Source organism: Yinghuangia aomiensis, assembly GCF_039542225.1.
Lineage (GTDB): Bacteria > Actinomycetota > Actinomycetes > Streptomycetales > Streptomycetaceae > Yinghuangia > Yinghuangia aomiensis.
In genome coordinates this window covers 147,349-164,740 of sequence record NZ_BAABHS010000001.1, presented here as the reverse complement: position 1 = coordinate 164,740, position 17,392 = coordinate 147,349, and the positions used below count along the sequence as shown (strand labels likewise).

Genomic DNA, 17,392 nt, shown 5'->3' with positions numbered 1-17,392 from the left:
ACAACGGGAAACGCGGTCTCCGGGGCCGCCGGTTGCCGGCTGCCCCGGAAATAATCCGAACGATGTCCGCGGCGCGGCGGGCCCCTTCGCGGTACGGGTCAGGCGCCCGGTCCGGCCACGATGTTGGCGAGCGGCCGTCCGGTCCCCCACGCGGTGAGCTGACGGTGGATCAGGCGTTGGGCGCGCGGCAGGAACGCCGACGAACTGCCGCCGACGTGCGGGCTGATGAGCACGCCGGGCGCGTGCCGCAGCGGGTGGTCGGCGGGCAGCGGCTCGGGGTCGGTCACGTCGAGTGCTGCGGTGAGCCGTCCGGTGGCGACCTCGGCGAGCAGGGCGCCGGTGTCGACGACCGCGCCGCGCGAGACGTTGACGAGCAGCGCCCCGTCCCGCATGTGGGACAGGAACTCGGCGTCGGCGAGGCCGCGGGTGGCGGCGGTGAGCGGCGTGACGAGGACGACCACGTCGGCGCGCGGCAGCAGCTTCGGCAGGTCCGCGGCGGCGTGCACGGGGGCGCCGTCGGTGGTGGTGCGGGCGCGGGAGGCGACCCGGACGATGTCGGTCTCGAAGCCGGCGAGGCGGCGTTCGACGGCTTCGCCGATGGCGCCGTAGCCGACGATCAGCACGGTCTTGTCGGCGAGCGCCGGGTAGAAGCCCGCGAGCCATTCGCCGGAGTCCTGGCCGCGGACGAACGCGGGGATGCCGCGCAGCGAGGCGAGGGTGAGGGCGACGGCGAGTTCGGCGGTGCTGGCTTCGTGGATGCCGCGGCCGTTGCACAGCGTCGCGCCGTCGGGCAGGTACGGCAGCGCGTGCTCGTACCCGGCGGTGAGCGTCTGGACGACGCGGACCTGCGGCATGTCGGCGAGCAGCCGGAGCGGGGCGAGGTCGAACGTGTAGGGCAGGACGTAGAACGCGACGTCGGTGTGCGCGGCGGGCGGCTCGGCGATGCCGTCGTACACGTCGACCGCGGCGGGGTCGATGCCCTCGGGGACCGGGCCGAGGTCGGCCAGGGGGTACGGGACGAGGACGCGGTGCGGTGCGGAGGCGGCGCCGCCGGGGTGCGCGGGGGTTGTCGCTGAAGCCATGCGGGGAACTCTACGGACACTCCAGGGGGCGGCCGGGGCGGCGGGCTCCCGGCATGGTCGGCGGCGAGAGGCGGATCCCGTGGTGCGTATCCGGTCCCGGGCGGTGGCGGTGGCCTGTGCGGCGGCGTTGGCCGTTGCCGCGGCGGGCTGTTCGGAATCGTCGTCGTCCTCGGCGGGGAAGCCGTCGGTCGTCGCGCCGGGCTCCGGTGCGCGGGTGTCCGAGCCACCCGGGCCGACGGCGGGCACGGTGCCGGCGCTGACGGTCACGGGCGACGTGGTGACCGGGCTCGACGCGCCATGGGCGCTCGCCCGGCTGCCGGACGGGGACACCTTGGTCACCGACCGGGACACGGGGGCGATCTCCCGGTTCGGGCCGCACACCACGGGCGTCGTGGAGGTCGGCCGCGTGCCGGGGTCGGTGCACCGCGGCGAGGGCGGGCTGCTGGGGCTGGCGCTGTCCCCCGCGTTCGACCGCGACGGGCTGCTCTACGTCTACACGACGACGGACTCGGACAACCGGATCCTGCGCATGCACTACTCGCCCGACGGCGGCCTGGGCCCGGCCGAGGTCGTGCTGTCGGGGATCCCGTCGGGCTCGAACCACAACGGCGGACGCATCGCCTTCGGCCCGGACGGCATGCTCTACGCCGGAACCGGCGAGTCGGGCGACAAACCGCTCGCGCAGGACCCGTCGTCGCTGGGCGGCAAGATCCTGCGGATGACGCCGGACGGCACGCCCGCGCCGGGCAATCCGCGCGCCGACTCGGTCGTCTACACCCTCGGGCACCGCAACGTGCAGGGGCTCGCGTGGGACTCGGCGGGGCGGCTGTGGGCGTCGGAGTTCGGGCAGGACACGTGGGACGAGATCAACCTGATCGTGCCGGGCGCGAACTACGGATGGCCGGTCGTGGAAGGACAGGCGGGCGACCCGAGGTTCGTCGACCCGAAGGCGCAGTGGCCGACATCGGAGGCCTCGCCGAGCGGCATCGCGATCTCCGGCGACGTGATCTACATGGCGGCGCTGCGCGGCGAGCGGCTGTGGCAGATCCCCATCCGGGGCATCGAAGTCGGCACGCCGGTCGCGTGGTTCGAGGGACGTTACGGGCGGCTGCGGACGGTGCTCGCGCTGCCGGACAACGTGCTGTGGGTGCTCACGAACAACACCGACGGCCGCGGCAGCCCGCAGTCGGGCGACGACCGGGTGCTGGCGGTGCGTCCGAGCTGAGACCGGGAGCGGTGCGCCCGCGTCCCGGCACCGGTCACGCCGTGTCGAGCAGTTGCAGCCGGTTGGCGAGCGCGGCCGCTTCGCCGCGGCTGGAGACTTCGAGCTTGCCGAGGATGTTCGACACGTGGACGCTCGCCGTCTTCACGCTGATGAAGAGTTCCTCGGCGATCTGCCGGTTGCTGCGGCCGTCCACCACGAGCCGCAGGACGTCGCGTTCACGCGGGGTGAGGACCGGGCCGTCGGCCACGATGGCGTCGGCGGTGTCGGCCGCGCGCAGGCCGGGGACGGGGGTGCCGTCGAGCGGGAGGCGGGCGCGGCGGGCGAGGAGTTCGGTTTCCTCGGCCAGCGGGCGGGCGCCGAGCGCGACCGCGGCGTGGTGGGACGCGGACAGCACCTCCGCGGCGCGACCCCGGTCGCCGGCCGCGATGAGCACGACGGCCAGGCGGCAGCGGACCCGGGCGAGGACGTAGGGCTGGCCCGCCTTCTCCCATCCGGCGACCGCGTCCTCCCACAGGGCGACGGTTGCTTCGCCTTCCGCGCGGGCGAGTTCGGCGCGCAGGTTGACCGCGTGCGCGGCATCCATCTCGCAGTCGCGGGCCAGCGACAGCGCGGCCGTGCGGATCCGGGTGAGGGCTTCCTGGCGGGCTTTCAGCTCCGCTCCCCCGCGCGGGTAGCCCGCGAGTTCGGTGACGTCGCCCTCGGCGCGCGCCGCTTCGACGAGAAGCGGCCACACGTAGCGCTGGTGTCCGGCGGGCAGCGGGATGCCGAGTTCGGTGGCGAGGATTTCCCGGACGTCCGTCAGGCGGCCGAGGCGGCGGGCGACGGCGACTTCGAGGGTGCGCAGTGGCAGCCGGAACTGCGGCTCGATGTACCACTTGCTGGCCGCCATCTCGCGGGCTTTGTCGAGGCAGTGGGTGGCGCGGGCGATGTCGCCGCGGGCCAGGGCTATCTGCACGACGAGCTGGTGCATGTGGGCCTGCGTCTGGGCCTTGGGGTCGTATTCGAACGACTCGTCGAGGAGCCGGTCGGCTTCGTCCCACTGGCCGAGCGAGATGAGGCTTTCCGCGAGGTTGCCGATGGTGAAGGCGCCGATGCCGCGCATCAGGCCGCGTTCGCGGGCGATCCCGGCGGATTCCCGGGCGGCGTCGGCGGCTTCGACGTGCCGGCCGAGGCCTTCCAGGACGGAGGCCTGGTTGCTGAGCACCAGGCACATGATGTCGGGTTCGGAGGCGCGCTTGGCGATCGCGAGGGCTTCGTCGAACTGCGCCAGCCCCTCCTCGACGTGGCTCAGGCTGACCAGCAGGCAGCCGAGGGTCTTGAGGATGGCGGCTTCGTCGGCGGGGCTGCCGATGCGCTGCGCGATGGCGAGCGCTTCGCGGGCGGTGGCGACGGACTTCTCGGTGGGCTTTTCGAGCATCTCGTCGCGCGCGATCTGGCCGAGCACGCGGGCGTGCTCGATGGACGGCGGGAGGTCGACGAGGAGCGCTTCGGCCTTCTGGAGTTCGGCGAGGCCGCTGGACCGGCTGCTGTTGCGCAGCAGTCCGGCGCGCAGCGTCCACAGGTGGGCGGCGGTACGCGGGTCTTCGGCGGGGTCGACGAGGTCGAGGGCTTGGCGGGTGAACGCCAGGGCCTTGTCGTAGGCGCTGTCGAAGCGGGCCGGAGGGATGGCGGTCAGCAGCAGGTCGAGCAGGGTGATGCCGGTGAGGGCTTCCGGTTCGGCAACCTGCTCCCAGAGTTCGAGGGCGCGTTCGAGGAGGCGGAACTGCTCGCCGAACGCGTAGCGGGCGCGGGCGGCTTCGGCGGCGGCGAGGACCGCGGGCAGCGCCTCGGTCGCGCGCCCGGCGTGGTACCAGTACATCGCCAGGCGGCTGGCGTGCTCGTCGGCGGGCACCAGCTCGGGGTTGCGTTCGAGGGCTTCGGCGTAGCGGACGTACTTGCGCATGCGTTCGCCGGGCAGCAGGTCGTCGCGGACGGCTTCGCGGACCAGGGCGTGCCGGAACTGGTAGCCGTCGCCGTCCTTGGTGGGCAGCAGGACGTACTGCGAGATGGCGGCGCGGAGCGCGTCGTCGAGTTCCATGCCGCCGAGCCCGGCGACCTCGCTGAGCAGCGCGTGGTTGACGGTGCTGCCGCCGACCGCGGCGAAGCGGACCACCCGCTGCCCGGCTTCGGGGAGCTCCTCGACGCGGATGAGGAGCAGGTCGCGGAGGGTGTCGGACAGGCCGTCGAGGCGCCCGCCGCGCACGCTGCACGCGAGTTCTTCGACGAAGAACGCGTTGCCTTCGGATTTCTGGAAGATCTGCCGGACCAGGCGGCGCGGCACGTCTTCGTCGAGGATGCCGCGGAGCTGTTCGCCGACCTGGGCGCGGGTGAGCCGGCCGAGGTCGAGCCGGCGGACCGCGCGGATGCGGTCGAGTTCGGCGAGGAAGGGCCGCAGCGGGTGGCGCCGGTCGACGGCGTCGGCGCGGTAGGTGCCGACGATGAGGATGCGGCCGCGGCGCAGCGAGCGGATGAGGAAGGCGAGGAGTTCGCGGGTGGAGGCGTCCGCCCAGTGCAGGTCTTCGAAGGCGACGACGAGGGTGCGGTCCTGGCCGAGGCGTTCGAGGACGCGGAGCATGAGTTCGAACAGGCGGGCGCGGTCGTAGTCGCCGGAGGCGTCGCCGGCCGGGGCGGGGGCGATGTGCGGCATGACCCACGCGAGGTCGTGTTCGCGGCCCGCGACCGCGTCGGCGAGTTCGGGGCCGAGGCCGTCGGACAGGGCGCGCATCGCGGCGGAGACCGGGGCGAAGGGCAGGCCTTCGGCGCCGAGCTCCAGGCAGCCGCCGACCGCGGTGACCGCGCCGGAGGACTCGGCCTGGGCGAGGAACTCCTGGAGCAGGCGGGTTTTGCCGACGCCGGCCTCGCCGCCGACGAGGACGACCGCGGGTGTCCCGCCGTCGGCGTCCCGCAAGGCCTCGGCGAGCCGCGACAGCTCGGGCAGGCGGCCGACGAAAACGGGACTGACAGCGACAGAAGGCACGCAGTCGAGGATGTCATGAAGGACCGTCATCGGGCCCCTCCTTTTCTCCCAGGGCGCACTGCGTTGTCGCAGGTCACACGTGAACCGCCGCGCGGTTTTCCGGGGGCGTCCGGACGGCCGGCGGGTCCCCCGCCGGAATCGGCCGGACGCGCGGGCGCGTCCTGTCAGCGCGCCCGCGCGTCCGCCGAAGAGGTCCGGGCCGCCCCCGACAGGCATCCCGGACCTCTGGTCTTTTCACAGTGCGGGCCGTACGGACCCGGCAATGCCTCCGGTACTGGAAGATCGTGAGTCGCGCTCCGCGAGGCGTGCCTGGCGGCGCTGCTCGCGGCGGGTGCGCAGGGCGCGGGACACGGTGCGTTCGTGCTCGGCGGCACGGTGCAGTTCGTTCTCGCGGGCCCGGAAGTACTCGTACTCCAACATGCGATTTCTCCTTGTGACGTCCCGGCGGCGGCTCCGTTGTCGGTTCCGCTCTTTCCGGGGGCTCCCGGCCTTCCGGGGGCATGTCATAAGGTTCGCGTCCCAGACCCCGCCCGAGCATCGGGCGGATGCCCGATCTTGCCGGGCCGCGGGGCCTCAGGCGGGCCTAAGGCCCCCCTCAGGGGGGCTTAGGCAGGCGATACGTGGCACCTACATGCATTGCGTGCGGGGCGTTTGCCCGCGTTGGGGGCCTCAGACGCCCCCGGAAACGCCGGCGGGCGCCGTCCCCGGGGTGGGGAACGGCGCCCGTCGGGCGGAGCCGGGCCGGCGTCAGGAGACGCCGAGCTTCTCCAGGATCAGCTCCCGGACCCGGGCCGCGTCGGCCTGGCCGCGGGTGGCCTTCATGACCGCGCCGATGAGCGCGCCCACCGGGCCGAGGTTGCCGCCCTGGATCTTGGCGACCGCGTCGCCCTGCGCGGCGATCGCGGCGTCGATGGCGGCGCCGAGCGCGCCTTCGTCCGACACGACCTTCAGACCGCGCTTCTCGACGACCTGGTCGGGGTCGCCCTCGCCGGCCAGCACGCCTTCGATGACCTGGCGGGCCAGCTTGTCGTTCAGCTCGCCGGCCTTGACCAGCGCGGCCACCCGGGCGACCTGCGCCGGGGTGATCGGCAGAGCCGTCACCTCGACGCCGCGCTCGTTGGCGTTGCGGGCGAGTTCGCCGAGCCACCACTTGCGGGCCGCGTCCGAGTCGGCACCGGCGTCGACGGTCTCGACGATCGCGTCGAGCGCGCCCGCGTTGACCACGGACTGCATGTCGAAGTCGCTGATGCCCCAGTCGGCCTGGAGGCGCTTGCGGCGCACCGAGGGCTTCTCCGGGAGCGTCGTGCGCAGCTCTTCGACCCACTCGCGGGACGGCGCCACCGGGACCAGGTCGGGCTCCGGGAAGTACCGGTAGTCCTCGGCCTCTTCCTTGACGCGGCCGGCCGTGGTGCTGCCGTCCTCCTCGTGGAAGTGCCGGGTCTCCTGGACGATCGTGCCGCCCTCGGACAGCACGGTGGCGTGCCGCTGGATCTCGAACCGGATGGCGCGTTCGACGGACCGCAGGGAGTTGACGTTCTTCGTCTCCGAGCGGGTGCCGAACTTCTCCCGGCCGTGCGGGCGCAGCGAGAGGTTCGCGTCGCAGCGCATCTGGCCCAGCTCCATGCGGGCCTCGGAGACGCCAAGCGCCTTGATGAGGTCGCGGAGTTCGGCGACGTACGCCTTGGCGATCTCCGGGGCGAGGTCGCCCGCGCCCTCGATCGGCTTGGTGACGATCTCGATGAGCGGGATGCCGCACCGGTTGTAGTCGAGCAGCGAGTAGTCCGCGCCGTGGATGCGGCCGGTGGCGCCGCCGACGTGCGTCGACTTGCCGGTGTCCTCTTCCATGTGCGCGCGCTCGATGCCGACGCGGTACGTCTTGCCCCGCACCTCGACGTCCAGGTAGCCGTCGAACGCGATCGGCTCGTCGTACTGCGACGTCTGGAAGTTCTTCGGCATGTCCGGATAGAAGTAGTTCTTCCGGGCGAACCGGCACCATTCCGCGATGCTGCAGTTGAGCGCCAGGCCGATGCGGATGGCGGACTCCACGGCGGTGGCGTTGACCACCGGGAGCGCGCCGGGCAGGCCGAGGCAGGTCGGGCAGACCTGGCTGTTGGGCTCGCCGCCGAACACGGTCGAGCAGCCGCAGAACATCTTGGTGTGCGTGCCGAGTTCGACGTGGACCTCAAGGCCCATGACGGGGTCGTACGCGGCGAGCGCGTCCTCGTACGACATCAGGTTTTGCGTGGCGGTCACAGTTCCTCGATCTCCGCGTGGTCGTCCTGCTCCTCGCGGAGCGAGCGGATGAGCAGCGCGAAGCCGGTGACGACGGCGGCGGCCGAGATCAGCGCGTCGGCCAGCTCCAGCTTGTCGTGCTTGCCCTTGGCTTCCTTGATCTGCTTCATGACGCCGATCGCGCCGAACACCTGCATGCCGACGCCGATGATCTTGCCGGCCTTGCTCTTGGGGGCCTTCTTCTTGGCCATCGCGTGTCTCCTCGAAAGTTCCCGTGCGAGTTCCGGGCGTTACAGCGCCGGGGCCTGGTCCAGCAGCGGACCGCCCCACCGGGCGAGGTACCCGGCCTCGACGGCGGCACCCACCTTGTAGAGCCGGTCGTCGGCCATGGTCGGCGCGATGATCTGCAGGCCGACCGGCAGGCCGTCCTCGGGCGCCAGACCGCACGGCAGCGACATCGCGGCGTTCCCGGCCAGGTTGGACGGGATCGTGCACAGGTCGGCGAGGTACATCGCCATCGGGTCGTCCGCGCGCTCGCCGATGGGGAACGCGGTGGTCGGCGTGGTCGGCGAGACCAGCACGTCCACCTGCGCGAACGCGGCGTCGAAGTCCCGCGAGATGAGCGTGCGGACCTTCTGCGCCTGGCCGTAGTAGGCGTCGTAGTAGCCGGACGACAAGGCGTAGGTGCCCAGCATGATCCGGCGCTTGACCTCGGGGCCGAAGCCGGCCTCGCGGGTCAGCGACATGACCTCTTCGGCGGAGCGGTCGCCGTTGTCGCCGACGCGCAGGCCGTACCGCATCGCGTCGAAGCGCGCGAGGTTGGACGACGCCTCGGACGGGGCGATCAGGTAGTACGCGGGCAGCGCGTATTGGAAGTGCGGGCAGGAGATCTCCACGACCTCGGCGCCCAGTTCGCGCAGCAGCTCGACGGCTTCGGTGAAGCGCTGCGTGACGCCGGCCTGGTAGCCCTCGCCGCCGAACTCCTTGACCACGCCGATGCGCATGCCGCGCACATCGCCGCTGCGCGCGGCGCCGACGACGTCCGGGACGGGCGCGTCGATGGACGTGGAGTCCTTCGGGTCGTGCCCGGCGATCGCGGCGTGCAGCAGCGCGGCGTCGAGCACGGTGCGCGCGCACGGCCCGCCCTGGTCGAGCGACGACGAGAACGCGACGAGGCCGTAGCGGGAGACGCCGCCGTAGGTGGGCTTGACGCCGACGGTGCCGGTGACCGCGGCGGGCTGCCGGATCGAGCCGCCGGTGTCGGTGCCGATCGCCAGCGGCGCCTCGAACGCGGCGAGCGCGGCGGCGCTGCCGCCGCCGGAGCCGCCGGGGATGCGGGTGAGGTCCCACGGGTTGCCGGTGGGGCCGTAGGCGGAGTTCTCGGTGGAGGAGCCCATCGCGAACTCGTCCATGTTGGTCTTGCCGAGGATGACGACGCCGGCGTCCTTGAGGCGGCGGGTGACCGTCGCGTCGTAGGGCGGGAGCCAGCCTTCGAGGATCTTCGAGCCGACCGTGGTCGGGACGCCCTCGGTGGTGAACACGTCCTTGAGCGCGAGCGGGACGCCGGCCAGCGGGCCGAGTTCGTCGCCCTTGGCGCGGCGGTCGTCGACGGCCTTGGCGGCGGCGAGCGCGCCGTCGGTGTCGACGTGCAGGAAGGCGTGGACCTTGGCGTCGACTTCGGAGATGCGGTCGAGGTGCGCCTGGGCGACCTCGACGGCGGAGACGTCGCCGGACGCGATGCGTGCGGCGGTTTCGGCGGCGGTGAGCCTGGTCAGATCGGCCATCGCTACTGCTCCTCCCCGAGGATCCGCGGGACGCGGAAGCGCTGGTCCTCGGCGGCCGGCGCACCGGACAGGGCCTGGTCGGGGGTGAGCCCCGGCTGGACCCGGTCGGGCCGCATCACGTTGGTGATGGGCAGCGGGTGCGACGTCGGCGGAATGTCGTCGGCGGCGACCTCGCCGACGCGGGCGACCGCGCCGATGATGTCGTCGAGCTGCGTGGCGAGGTGGTCTAGCTCCTCGGCCCGCAGCTCCAGCCGCGACAGCCGGGCGAGGTGGGCGACCTCCTCGCGCGTGATGCCAGGCATGCAGCGATTCCTTCAGGGGTGGCTGGGGATGGTTGGGTCGTGGCCATCCTAGTTCCCGGGCGGGGCCGACCCCATGGCATATAGGGGTGCACCTGAGGGTGAGAGGCGGTCCGGGACCCGTCCGGGCAGCCCTCAAACGGCCCCGCGGTGCTTCAGCCGGTCACCCGGGTCTGCCGCTGCGCGGGCAGCGGCCGCTCCGCGGACCGCTTGTCGGCGGTGTGGCGGTGCGGGGCCATGCGGGCGCCGACGCCGTGCCGGACCAGCCAGGCGGTGGCTTCGTCGCGGGGCAGCGCGCGGGCGATCAGCCAGCCCTGCGCGCTGTCGCAGCCCAGGTCGCGCAGCCGGTCCCAGGTCGCGTCGTCCTCGACGCCTTCGGCGACCACCCGGAGGCCGAGCGAGTGGGCGAGGTCGACGGTGGAGCGGACGATCGCGGCGTCCTCCTCGTCGACGGTCAGCCGGGCCACGAACGAGCGGTCTATCTTGATCTCGCTCACCGGGATGTGCCGCAGGTGCACGAACGACGAGTAGCCCGTGCCGAAGTCGTCCAGCGACAGCCGCACGCCGAGCTTGCGGAGCGAGTCGAGGCTGTCCGCGGCGCGCTGCGGCTCCTCCAGCAGCACCCGTTCGGTGATCTCCAAGTGCAGCGCGCTTGGCGGCACGCCGTGCCGCAGCAGTCCGGCCGCGACCGTGTCGGCGAACGCCGGGGCGTGGATGTCGCGGGCGGACACGTTGACCGCGACCGGCACGTCGATGCCCGCGCGGTGCCAGATCGCCACCTGGGCCAGCGCTTCGTCGACGACGTAGCGGGTCAGCCGCGGCATGAGACCGGTCTCTTCGGCGAGGTGCACGAACTCTTCCGGCGATATGTAGCCGCGTTCGGGGTGGCACCAGCGGACGAGCGCCTCGCAGCCGTCGACACGGCCGGTCGTGAACGACACCTTCGGCTGGTAGTGCAGTTCGACCTGGTGCATGTCGAGGGCGCGGCGCAGGTCGCCGAGCAGCAGCAGTTTCTCGCGCGTGTTGACGTCGCGCGCCGGGTCGTACAGCTCCACGCCGCTGCGCAGCCGCTTGGCGAGGTACATGGCGACGTCGGCGTACTGCAGGAGTCCCTGCATGCCGTCCGCGTGGTCGGGGAACACCGCGACGCCGACGCTGACTTCGATGTCGAGGGACAGGTCGTCGAGTTCGAACGGCTCGCCGAGGACCTCGACGACCTGCCGGGCGAGGGCCAGCGCGATCTTCTCCGGCGGCAGGACCCCGAATTCCACGTCGATCGGCCGCAGGTCCGGGATGAGCACCGCGAACTCGTCGCCGCCGAGCCGCGCGACGGTGTCCGCGGGTCCGACCACGTCGCGCAGCCGCTGCCCGACCTGGCGCAGCAGCCGGTCGCCGGACAGGTGCCCGAGGGTGTCGTTGACCTCGTGGAAGCGGTGCAGGTCGAGCAGGAACAGGGCGACTTTGCGGGACCCGTCGGCGCGCCGCAGGGCGCGTTCGCCGCGTTCCAGGAGCAGCCGCCGGTTGGGCAGGCCGGTCAGCGGGTCGTGGCGGGCTTCCTGTTCGCGGTCGAAGCTGACCCGGGTGGCCTGGTAGAGGCTGAACATGGGGCCGGCGAACAGCGGGAGCGCCCACGGGTTGGCGTGCGTGACGACGGCGATGAGCGGCGCGAGGCCGATGAGCGCGCCGTGCGCGAGGAGGCGGGAGCGGAGTTCCTCGCGGGCCAGGGCACTCGGCCGGGTGCCGCGCCAGCTCGACCGCAGCAGCCAGCCGAGGCCTTGGGACACCGCGACCAAAACAGCGCCCGCGGCCAGGACCGCGGGCAGTTCGTCGGCGTCGAGGTGCCGGACGACGTCGGGTCCGGGGCTGATCCCGCAGAGCCGCAGCAGTCCTTCCGCGGCGAGGAACGCCAGGATGTAGTGGCCGACGAGGTAGGCGATCCGCCACAGCGCGTCGCGGCGGAGCGCGCAGGCCACCACCACCGGGACCGCTTGCCAGATCGAGGCGACGACCCAGCCGTGCACGATCAGCAGCGCGTAGGTGACCGCGACGGACGGCACGGCGCCGGGGACGTAGAGGCCGCGGCGGGTGATGCCGGTGTGCAGGCCGTCGAGCAGCACGAGGCAGAGCAGGATCCACAGGTCGGCTTCGGTGTACGGCACCGGGGTCTCGCCGGACGCCAGTTCGCCGGCGACCGCGCCGAACAGCGCGAGGTTGCCGACAGTGGTGACGACGAGGATGTTGGCGAGGAAGGGGCCCGGGCGCGCGATACGCGACAGATCCGTGCGTCCGATCCGTCGCATGCACATGCTCCCCTGCGGCTCTTCCGGGCGGTTCTCCCGTCCGGCGGGCCGGACTGCCCGGCCGCGGCAAGGGGTACGCAACACGTTCCGCGACCGGGCGGCAAGCCCGGCGACGACCGGGTTCCCGATCAGGGTAGGGGGCGAAGGGTGCAGGCGGCAGCGTTATCGCCCAGAACGCCCGCGTCCGGATTCGGAGGGTCGGCTTCCGACTTCCGTCCGCACCACAGCCCTTGACGGGACGTCAGATACGCTGTCCGGCAGGTTGCCGTGGTGCGGCGGGGCGATGGTGCGGGTTGTTATTCGGCCGGTTCCCCGGCCTCCGCGGCCGCCTCCGGAGTCTCTCCCGCTTGCGCCGCGACCCATGCGCGGGCGGCGTCCGCGCCTTCGGAGAGCAGGACCGCGAAGCCTTCGTCGTCCAGGATCGGCACACCGAGCGAAACGGCCTTGTCGTATTTCGATCCCGGGTTGTCGCCGACCACGACGAAGTCGGTCTTCTTCGATACCGACCCGGTCACCTTCGCGCCTTCGTTCTCCAGGGCTTCCTTGGCGCCGTCCCGGGTGAATCCGGCCAACGTGCCGGTCACCACCGTGGTCAGCCCGGTGAGCATGCCGGGCACCTTCTCGGCACCGCCCTCTTCGACGAACCGGACGCCCGCGGCGCGCCACTTCTCGAGGATCTCGCGGTGCCAGTCCTCCGCGAACCACTCGACGATCGACTCGGCGATGATCGGCCCGACGCCTTCGACCGCGGCGATCTCCTCGACGGACGCGGCGGCCAGCCGGTCCAGGTCGCGGAACTCGCTCGTGATGGCGCGGGCGGTGGTGTCGGAGACGTGCCGGATCGACAGCCCGGTCAGGATCCGCCACAGCGGCTGCTGCTTGGCCTTCTCCAGGCCGTCGAACAGGACCTGCACGGTCTTCTTCGGCTCGCTCGGCTTCTTCTCCGTGCCCTTCGTCGCGAAGAAGGACATGACCTTCTCTTCGCCGGTCTTGTCGTCGATCTTGGGCATGCCGGTGCGGGGGTCGCGGACCAGCACCTGGATCGGCATGAGCTGTTCGACGGTCAGGTCGAACAGGTCGCCCTCGTTCTTCACCGGCGGCTCGGCCGGCTCCAGGGGCTGGGTCAGCGCGGTCGCCGCCACGTAGCCGAGGCCGTCGATGTCGAGGGCCTTGCGCCCGGCCAGGTAGGAGAGCCGCTCGCGGATCTGCGCGGGGCAGAACTGCGCGTTCGGGCACCGCACATCGACGTCGCCCTCCTTCATCGGCCGCAGTTCGGTGCCGCATTCGGGGCAGTGCGTCGGCATCTCGAACGGACGCTCGGTGCCGTCCCGCAGGTCGACGACCGGGCCGAGGACCTCCGGGATGACGTCGCCGGCCTTGCGCAGCACGATGGTGTCGCCGATGAGGACGCCCTTGGCCTTGACCACGTCCTGGTTGTGCAGGGTCGCGTAGGCGACGGTGGATCCGGCGACCTTGACCGGCTCCATGACGGCGTACGGCGTGATACGCCCGGTGCGGCCCACCCCCACCGCCACGTCGATCAGCTTGGTGTTGACCTCCTGCGGCGGGTACTTGTAGGCGATCGCCCACCGCGGCGCCTTCGACGTCGCCCCGAGCCGGCCTTGCAGCGCGATCTCGTCGACCTTCACCACCACGCCGTCGATCTCGTGCTCGACGGAGTTGCGGTGCTCGCCGAAGTAGCGGATGAACTCCTTCACCTCGTCGACGGACTTGACGACCTTGTTGTGCTTGGCCGTCGGCAGGCCCCAGGCGAGCAGCCTGTCGTAGGCGTGCGACTGGCAGTCGATGGCGAAGCCGCGGCGGGCGCCGATGCCGTGGACGACCATGTGCAGCGGCATCTGCGCCACCGCGCGCGGGTCCTTCATGCGCAGCGAGCCGGCGGCGGCGTTGCGCGGGTTCGCGAACGGCTTGTCGCCGGCCTCGACGCGGCGGGCGTTCAGCGCGTCGAACTCCTCGATCGGGAAGAACACCTCGCCGCGGATCTCCACCAGCTCCGGCACGTCGTGGCCGCCGTCGTCGCGCAGGCGCGTGGGGATCTCGCCGATGGTGCGGACGTTGACGGTGATGTCCTCGCCGGTGCGGCCGTCGCCGCGGGTGAGCGCGCGGACCAGCTCGCCGTTCTCGTACAGCAGGTTGACCGCGAGGCCGTCGACCTTCAGCTCGCACAGGTAGTGGAAATCGGCGCCCGCGAGGTCCTTGTGCAGGCGGTCGACCCACTCGTCCAGCTCGTCCTCGTTCATCGCGTTGTCGAGGCTGAGCATGCGTTCGAGGTGGTCGACGGACTCGAAGTCGCCGCCGGGCGCGCCGCCGACGGTCTGGGTCGGCGACTCGGGGGTGCGCAGCTCCGGGTGGCGCTCCTCGATGCCTTCGAGTTCGCGCATGAGCGCGTCGAACTCGGCGTCGCTGACCGTCGGGGCGTCCTTGACGTAGTACCGGAACCGGTGCTCTTCGAGTTCCTTGGCGAGGGCCGCGGCCCGGTCGCGCACCTCGGCGGGGATGCCCTGGTCGTCGGTCAGGTCAGCCACGTCGTCAACCTCCAGCGATGCCGGTGGGCCGGCAGGTGTCCGGGTGTGTCCCGCTGTCTTGCTCTGGTTGTGCCTGGTCAGCTTTCGGGTGCTTCGTGCAGCACCTGGGCGGCCTCCACGCTGTGCTTGAGCACCCGGCGCACCCACGCCGGATCCGCCCCGGCCAGGCCGCACGCCGGCGTCACGACCACGGCCGCGCCCAACTGCTCCGGACGGAAGCCGAGCCGCTGCCACAGCGTCTTGACACCCCTGACGGTACCGGCCGGATCCGACAACGGACGCGCTCCCGCGCCGGTGTTTCCCCTGGTCGTGGCACGGTTCGCCACCCGCGCGGAGACCGGGGCCGGAGGCAGCGAAGGGATGATCCCGAACAGGAATCCGACGCCGCTTTCCACCGCCTCGCCGATCGCCTCCTCGTCGCGGTCGCGGAGCAGGGAGAAGTCCAGGGACACGGCTTTGACCCCGGCTTGGCGCAGAAGGCCGATCGGGACGTTGGGCGCGCAGCTGTGCACGGCCGCCGGGCCTCGGACGGCATCGACGACGGTGGCCAGCGCGTCGCGCACCACACCCTTGTCGATCGCCCGGAGCTTCCCGAACCCGCTCGCGGTCGGCACGGTGCCGGCCAGCACGCCCGGCAGCGCGGGCTCGTCGAACTGCACGACGAACTCCGCGCCGGGAACGCGTTTCCGCAGGTCGGCGAGGTGGTTGCGGAGGCCTTCGGCGAGGGACCCGGTGATGTCGCGGCAGGCACCGGGGTCGGCCAAGGCCTTGTCCCCGTGCGCCAGTTCGATCGTCGCGGCCAGCGTCCAGGGCCCGGCGACCTGCACCTTGAGCGGGCCGCGGTAACCCTGCGTGAACTCCTCGAGTGCGTCGAGGTCCTCCCGCAGCCACGACACCGCCCGCCGGTGATCCCGCCCGGGCCGGTCGGCGAACCGCCAGCCGGAGGGCTGGACCTCCGCGAACAGGTCGACCAGCAGCCCGGCACCACGGCCGGTCAGGTCCGCCCCGACCCCGCGGTCGGGCAGCTCCGGCAGGTGCGGGAACTGCCCCAGCTCCCCGACGACGAGCCGCACGGCCTCACGGGCGTCGGTACCGGGGAGAGACCCGACACCGGTGGCGGAGGCGGGGAGCCAGGGGTACGGAGACGGGGACGCGGGGGTGGGGGTGGCGTCGGGGGTCGTGGTCACGGGGTCGAGGGTACTGACCGCGTGGTCGGGGGCCGTAGGACCGTGATCGGGACACGTTCCGTTTCGCGGGCGCAGGGGCGCGGCGGTGCCCCGGAAGCGGGCACCGCCGCACGCACCCGGCTAGACCGCCAGGCCGGCCGTGACCCGCTCGTCGACGCGCTTGGCGGCCAAGTGCCGCTGCCGCGCGGTGCCTCCGGAGATCCGGTGCAGGCGGTACCCGCCGGGCTTGCCCGCCTCGTCGGACAGGTGTTTGACGATGCCCGTGCACACGGTTTCCTTGAGCTTGGCGCCCATGCGGCCGTCGACGTTGAACCACACCGCGACGTCGGAGCGGGTGGCGAACTGAAAGATGCCGGTGTGGCGGCCCAGGCTGATGCACTGGGCGGCGAACGACTGGTTCAGCGTCTCCGGTTCCTCCCCCGCGATCCGGGACAGCACCGTGTCGGCGGCGCGCGCGCCCAGAGGCATCGCCGCCTGGCAGCTCATCCGCAGCGGCAGGTCCGAGGGGGCCGCGGCGTCCCCGGCGGCGATGATGCGCGGGTCGTCCACGCTCGTCAGCGTCTCGTCGGTGAGCAGCCGGCCCGCCGCGTCGGTGCTCAGGCCGCTGCGGGCGGCCAGGTCGGGCACGGCGAACCCCGCCGTCCAGATCGTCACCCGGCTCGGCAGCTCGCGGCCGTCGGCGAGTCGCACGGTGTCCGCGGTCACGGCCGTCACCCGGGTGTCCGGGCCGTCCAGCACCGTCACCCCGAGGCGGGCGAGCTGCTTGGCGACCGAGCGCCGTCCCCGCGCGTGCAGGTATGGGCCGAGGACCCCGCCGCAGAGCAGGGTCACCGCGCGCCCGCCTTCGGCCAGTTCGGCGGCGGTCTCGATGCCCGCCGGGCCCGCCCCGACGACGGTGACCGCGGCCGACGCGGGCTCGCCGTCGAGGATCGTGCGCAGCCGCTGCGCGTCCTCCAGTTCGGCGACCGGGTAGGCGAACTCCGCCACGCCGGGCACTTCCGTGCCCGCGCTGCCACTGCCCACCGCGTAGACGAGGTAGTCGTAGCCGACCGCGCCACCCGACGCGAGCGCCACGCTGCGCTCGGCCGCGTCGATCCGGGCCACGGTGTCGACGACCAGCCGCACCCGATCGTTGAGGACCTTCCGGTATTCGACGACCGCGCTGTCGGTCCCGCCGACCAGCTGGTGCAGGCGGACCCGGTGGACGAAGCTCGGGCGGGGGTTGACCAGCGTCACCGCGACATCGTCGCGCTGCGTCAGGCGGTTGGCCGCCATCACGCCCGCGTAGCCTCCGCCGATCACGAGGACCTTGGTGCTCTCCATCATGGCGTCTCCTCCGTGTTCCAGGGGTTCGGCCTCAAGACACCGCTCCCCCAGCCCCCGTGACAGGTCGTGACGCAGGTCACTCGCAGGTCTTGTGGGGCCTCCGCGGGCCGGCGGACGCGGCGGTCCGCGACGCGGGCGTGCGGCGCCACCGCGGGCGGGCGCGGGCGGCACCTGTGCGGAGGGGCACACCGAGGCCGTCGGGGACCGCAGCCGCCCATCTGCCCTGGTACGGCCCGCAGCCGCGGCCGTGGGCGAAGAGACGCGACTGCGGGCGTGGAAACCGTCAAGAGCGGGCGACCGGAGCACGCCTCCCTCCCGACGCAGCAGGCAGCAGGCAGCAGGCAGCCGACCGCCTGCATGCCCGCAGTTGACGCGGGCCGGACACCGCCCGCGAC

Annotated in this window: 12 protein-coding genes; 1 reads left to right on the top strand and 11 read right to left on the bottom strand. The window is 72.5% G+C overall.

The window, feature by feature from the left end; all coding sequences use genetic code 11:
• Window positions 1-98: 98 nt before the first annotated feature.
• Window positions 99-1,082, bottom strand: a complete 984-nt coding sequence (locus ABEA93_RS00665; RefSeq protein WP_345673215.1) for a 2-hydroxyacid dehydrogenase — start codon at window positions 1,080-1,082, stop codon at window positions 99-101.
• A gap of 214 nt (window positions 1,083-1,296) precedes the next feature.
• On the opposite strand from ABEA93_RS00665, the gene ABEA93_RS00660 reads away from it, so the two are divergent.
• Window positions 1,297-2,307 (top strand): PQQ-dependent sugar dehydrogenase, encoded by a 1,011-nt coding sequence (locus ABEA93_RS00660; protein ID WP_345673214.1) that lies wholly within the window; start codon window positions 1,297-1,299, stop codon window positions 2,305-2,307.
• Window positions 2,308-2,341: 34 nt separating this feature from the next.
• Here ABEA93_RS00660 and ABEA93_RS00655 read toward each other — a convergent pair whose 3' ends face one another.
• The 10 genes from ABEA93_RS00655 to ABEA93_RS00610 form a co-directional block, all read right to left on the bottom strand.
• Entirely contained in the window at window positions 2,342-5,353 is a 3,012-nt protein-coding gene (locus ABEA93_RS00655) for a helix-turn-helix transcriptional regulator (protein WP_345673213.1), read from the bottom strand.
• Between the two features lie 204 nt (window positions 5,354-5,557).
• On the bottom strand, window positions 5,558-5,743 hold the full coding sequence (locus tag ABEA93_RS00650) for a hypothetical protein (protein WP_345673212.1): 186 nt from the start codon (window positions 5,741-5,743) through the stop codon (window positions 5,558-5,560).
• Window positions 5,744-6,070: 327 nt separating this feature from the next.
• Window positions 6,071-7,576 carry an Asp-tRNA(Asn)/Glu-tRNA(Gln) amidotransferase subunit GatB gene (gene gatB / locus ABEA93_RS00645; RefSeq protein WP_345673211.1) on the bottom strand — a complete coding sequence of 502 codons (1,506 nt, stop codon included), beginning with the start codon at window positions 7,574-7,576 and terminating at the stop codon, window positions 6,071-6,073.
• On the bottom strand, window positions 7,573-7,806 hold the full coding sequence (locus ABEA93_RS00640) for a hypothetical protein (RefSeq protein ID WP_345673210.1): 234 nt from the start codon (window positions 7,804-7,806) through the stop codon (window positions 7,573-7,575). Before ABEA93_RS00640 ends, gatB begins: the two co-directional genes overlap by 4 nt.
• A gap of 39 nt (window positions 7,807-7,845) precedes the next feature.
• Complete coding sequence (gene gatA, locus ABEA93_RS00635) at window positions 7,846-9,339, bottom strand: Asp-tRNA(Asn)/Glu-tRNA(Gln) amidotransferase subunit GatA (protein ID WP_345673209.1); 1,494 nt, start codon at window positions 9,337-9,339, stop codon at window positions 7,846-7,848.
• A 2-nt stretch (window positions 9,340-9,341) separates the two neighbouring features.
• Window positions 9,342-9,641: an Asp-tRNA(Asn)/Glu-tRNA(Gln) amidotransferase subunit GatC gene (gatC, locus tag ABEA93_RS00630; RefSeq protein WP_345673208.1), complete on the bottom strand. Its 300-nt coding sequence runs from the start codon at window positions 9,639-9,641 to the stop codon at window positions 9,342-9,344.
• 152 nt (window positions 9,642-9,793) lie between these two features.
• Window positions 9,794-11,938 carry a putative bifunctional diguanylate cyclase/phosphodiesterase gene (locus ABEA93_RS00625; RefSeq protein ID WP_345673207.1) on the bottom strand — a complete coding sequence of 715 codons (2,145 nt, stop codon included), beginning with the start codon at window positions 11,936-11,938 and terminating at the stop codon, window positions 9,794-9,796.
• 296 nt (window positions 11,939-12,234) lie between these two features.
• Window positions 12,235-14,484, bottom strand: coding sequence for an NAD-dependent DNA ligase LigA (ligA, locus tag ABEA93_RS00620; protein WP_345673206.1), 2,250 nt, complete (start codon window positions 14,482-14,484; stop codon window positions 12,235-12,237).
• Between the two features lie 77 nt (window positions 14,485-14,561).
• A complete protein-coding gene (locus ABEA93_RS00615; RefSeq protein ID WP_345673205.1) occupies window positions 14,562-15,671 on the bottom strand; it encodes a methionine synthase in 1,110 nt (369 codons plus the stop codon).
• Between the two features lie 120 nt (window positions 15,672-15,791).
• Complete coding sequence (locus ABEA93_RS00610; protein ID WP_345673204.1) at window positions 15,792-16,997, bottom strand: NAD(P)/FAD-dependent oxidoreductase; 1,206 nt, start codon at window positions 16,995-16,997, stop codon at window positions 15,792-15,794.
• Between the last annotated feature and the right edge of the window lie 395 nt (window positions 16,998-17,392).